Source organism: Mesorhizobium sp. M0954, from assembly GCF_040319155.1.
In the GTDB taxonomy this organism is placed as follows: domain Bacteria; phylum Pseudomonadota; class Alphaproteobacteria; order Rhizobiales; family Rhizobiaceae; genus Mesorhizobium.
In genome coordinates, this window is record NZ_JAMYNR010000069.1 from 1 (window position 1) to 3,611 (window position 3,611).

At 60.3% G+C, this 3,611-nt stretch carries 1 protein-coding gene and 2 pseudogenes; 1 reads left to right on the forward strand and 2 read right to left on the reverse strand.

The window, feature by feature from the left end; translation table 11 throughout:
• Positions 1-1,269 precede the first annotated feature (1,269 nt).
• Positions 1,270-1,942 (forward strand): annotated as a pseudogene (locus NKH93_RS34090) (protein-L-isoaspartate(D-aspartate) O-methyltransferase).
• A 123-nt stretch (positions 1,943-2,065) separates the two neighbouring features.
• Here NKH93_RS34090 and NKH93_RS34095 read toward each other — a convergent pair.
• Together NKH93_RS34095 and NKH93_RS34100 are read right to left on the reverse strand one after the other, a co-directional pair.
• Positions 2,066-2,677, reverse strand: coding sequence for a ParB/RepB/Spo0J family partition protein (locus tag NKH93_RS34095; RefSeq protein WP_352976372.1), 612 nt, complete (start codon positions 2,675-2,677; stop codon positions 2,066-2,068).
• 146 nt (positions 2,678-2,823) lie between these two features.
• Positions 2,824-3,414, reverse strand: a pseudogene (locus NKH93_RS34100) (ParB N-terminal domain-containing protein); the annotation flags it as partial.
• Positions 3,415-3,611 lie beyond the last annotated feature (197 nt).

A 3,611-nucleotide genomic window follows, 5' to 3' on the forward strand; every position in this document is an offset into this window, starting at 1 on the left:
CTGCGCAACAAGGCTCGCCAATACGGTCTGATCTGACCCAATGCATGACGGGCAGGAGGCGGACGGCGCGAATATCGCCGTCTTCGACGTTGGCAAAACCAGCTCTCGGCGATGAGGTTCGACGGCGTGCTCGCCGAGAGTCTTTCTGTCCGCAACGAGGTTCGGCCCGGTCCACCTTGGCGGGACCACGACCTCAAGGGCATTAGCGACTGGCTGTTCGGCTCGCTTGCCACTTTGTGCCGACAAGGAAATTCTCGATGTTGGCTGCAATATGGGTGTTGTCGCCTATGAAATATCGAAGCTGAGACCGAGCTCGATCCATGGGATCGACATTGCCAAGCCGCATATAGAAACGGCAAAAATGCTATTGAGCGGCTCCCCGGTACATGCCCGGTTCGATCGCCTGAATCTTGGCAGCCGGCCCTCGGCAATATCCTTCTGCCGAAGTACGATATCGTCCTGCTGCTGGCCGTCTATCAGCACATGCAGCGCAACATCGGCCCAGGAAAGGCGCGAAGGGTGCTTTCCAATATTGTGAGGCGCACCTCAAGTATTGTTGCCCGCGTTCCGCCTGGAACGGATGGCAAATTCATCGAAACGCTTTCTGGCGAGTGTTTCAAGTCAAGAGCACTCACACATCGCCACTTGGTGGTCATGTGCTGGTGCTTGAGAAACCGCCTCACGCACCTTTAAGATTGCTGATTTAGATCCGATTTCCTCTTCTTCAGACACGCTGGTAAGCCTCGCCGGCCATGTGGCTACAATTCCTGTCGTAACCGGCATTGCCCCAAGATCCTATGGGCTGGTGGATAGCGATCTGCCGTCAGGCAGAATGGCGTTGCTAAACCCACCCATTTGGAGACGACAATGCAACAGATTGCAAATCGGCCGGAACAGGCCGGTATCCGCATCGATCTTGGCGCGATCTTTGTTTTCGATGGAACTGTCTCGATCAAGTTGGTGACGCGGAACGGACGCTCGGCCGGGCGGCGCGGGTTCTTGCCTGACCAGAATGGCAGAAGGCTGAGATGCTCTTGGCTCCCACGGCTGCGGCACTCGGCATCTTCCCTCACCTCAACGGTCGTTCGTTCGTCTGAGTTCGTTTCTGCGAGTGCGCCGTGGCCGATAACGACCAAGACGCAACGCCCAAATCACCTCCACTTGCCGTTGGGCACCCGCAACTGGAAACGATGGCGGGCGTTTCTGTGACTGAACGGGATATAAGACTACTGTGGCAGCAAGCCTGGTTGAGGAAAAAGCCCGATCGTCATGAAGCCAATGAACGAAGAGCATCTCGCGGTGCTACGCAAGCACATGGTCGAGATGATTGCAATTCACCGATCTTGCAAGCGAAGAACTTGGCAAGGCGGCGCTCGATGAGCGGGTAATGGCGGCGATGAGGCTGATGCCGCGGCATCTCTTCGTGCCAGCATCGGTTGCGCCTTATGCCTACCAGGACACGCCGCTGCCGATCGGCTTTGATAAAACCGTCTCGCAGCCTTTCATCGTTGCTCTCATGACCGATCTCCTCGCGCCGCAACCGGACGAGGCGGTACTCGAGATCGGCACCGGCCTGGGCTATCAAACCGCAATTCTTGCGGAGCTCGCCGGGCAAGTTTGGAGCGTCGAAATCATCGAGGAATTCGCAATCCATGCGAAGGCTCTCCTGCAGGGCCTCGGCTTAGCCAATGTCGGCATTCGTGTCGGAGACGGGTCGCGTGGCTGGCCCGAGCACGCCCCATTCGACAAGATCCTGGTCACGGCGGCGGCTGAGCAGACCCCCCCGGCATTACTGAAGCAACTCAAGCCGGGGGGACGCCTGGTTCTGCCTTTGGGATCTGAAGAAGCACAGTTTCTGACTGTCATCGACAAGGATGCGGCAGGGCAACTCGAGACTCGGCACGTTATCCCAGTTCGGTTCAGCCGGCTCGAAACGGCCTAATGGAAGGTGCAGACAGCCGCGACGGGGGGTTCCCATCGCCACGCTCGGCCTTGTGCCCCGCAGCGCCGCCATCAACATCGGCCCGAGCGAAAAAACTCCCCAGCCCTTGCCTTGTCAGCTTGGCTATTGCTGGGGTTTCCGCATCATCGGCAATGTGCGGCATGATCCGCATGGAGATAAGCTCGCTATGACGAAGTCTAACGCGAGTCGACCGTCGCTTCGCATGATCTCGACCCATCTCCAGCCTTCCGCCTTCACTGCCTTGGCAGCGCTTTCAAGCTTGGCTGCGACAAGGGCGTCCAGCTTCACGACATCGACGGCGAAACCGCCTTCCTTGTCATCGAACAGATCGCGCCTGACGCTCCCGCCTGCCGCCTCGTAGGCGTCCAGCCCACCCAGGAAATTTGACCCTCTTGTCGCTTGCCCGAACGCCCCGCCAGCAAGCGCGGAACGAATGTTTTGCGCGTAACGGTTCCACGCCGGCAGTTCATTCCACACCCGTTCCTGCGCCTCGTGATCGTCGCTGATCGTGAAGGCCGAAAGCTGCTCAAAGGTCATGTTCTCGTTGCGGTAGGCTTCCAAGAGGCGCGGCGACACGCGACCAAGGGCAAGGCAGCGGCGCACAATCGTTTCGGCCGCGCCGAACCGTGCGGCAATGTCGGGGACCGACTTGCCTTCGTCCGCCAGATCGCGGAACGCCTCGTACTGGTCGACCGAGTGCATGTCCTCGCGCAAGACGTTTTCGGCAAGACTGGTCGCCTTCGCGTCCCCTCCCGCTCGCTCCTTGCATTCAACGGGGAATCCTTCGCGATCTCTCCCTTCTCGGCCAGCAGATTGAGTGCTGCGCGGCGTCGCCCGCCAGCGCTCAGGAAATAGCGGCCCTTCTTGTCGCCCTTCCTGACGACAAGGTTTTGCAGCAGCCTGTAGCCATCGGCCCTGTTGCTCGCTGCCAGCGCTGCGACACCCTCGGCGCTATAGGTTTTGCGGACGTTCTTCGGTAGGTTTTGCGGACGTTCTTCGGGTCTACGTCCAGCTTGTTCAATGAAATAGTTATGGTCTCGGTCATGATGCTTTCTCCTGATTTCCCTTTTTCCCGCGAAGCGAAATCCTGCCCGAAGGGGCAGGAGCCCCGCTCCTGCTCCCGAGCTCGTGCGGAACAGCGGCGGAGAGGGGGCAAGGCGACAAATCGGACGGGGATCACCCGCCCGAAGGCGAAGCCGGGGGTCGGCGCCGATCCGCGTATGTGGATCCGCGTCGATGCTGCACAGAGCGCGGCCCTGGCCGCGCGGAGGAAGGACGGGGAGACCGATTTTCCCCTTGCACGGGAGAGGGGGCAGAGCCGCCCTTTCCCTCCTCTTTTCACTACTAACCCTGACCCGGCTGGCGGCCGCCGCCCTGTGGAAGCAGGCGCGGCGCCGTCGGTCACGACGGCTGGTTGTCGTTGCCGGATTTGCCCTTGAACTCAACCGCACCCGACCAGGCTGCGCAACCCCGACCAGCTGCGCCTGGCCAGTGCTCTACCTCAGCCAAGTCGTGAGGGACCACGGCAGCAGCTAGCGCCGGTGGAGTTGTGTGCGTCAAGTTCTGCAAAATGGCGTGGCATTGCGGTGACGTCGGCGTGTCCGCCGCGCAGCCCCCGTGTTTAGCGGAGCGGCGGACACATGACGGT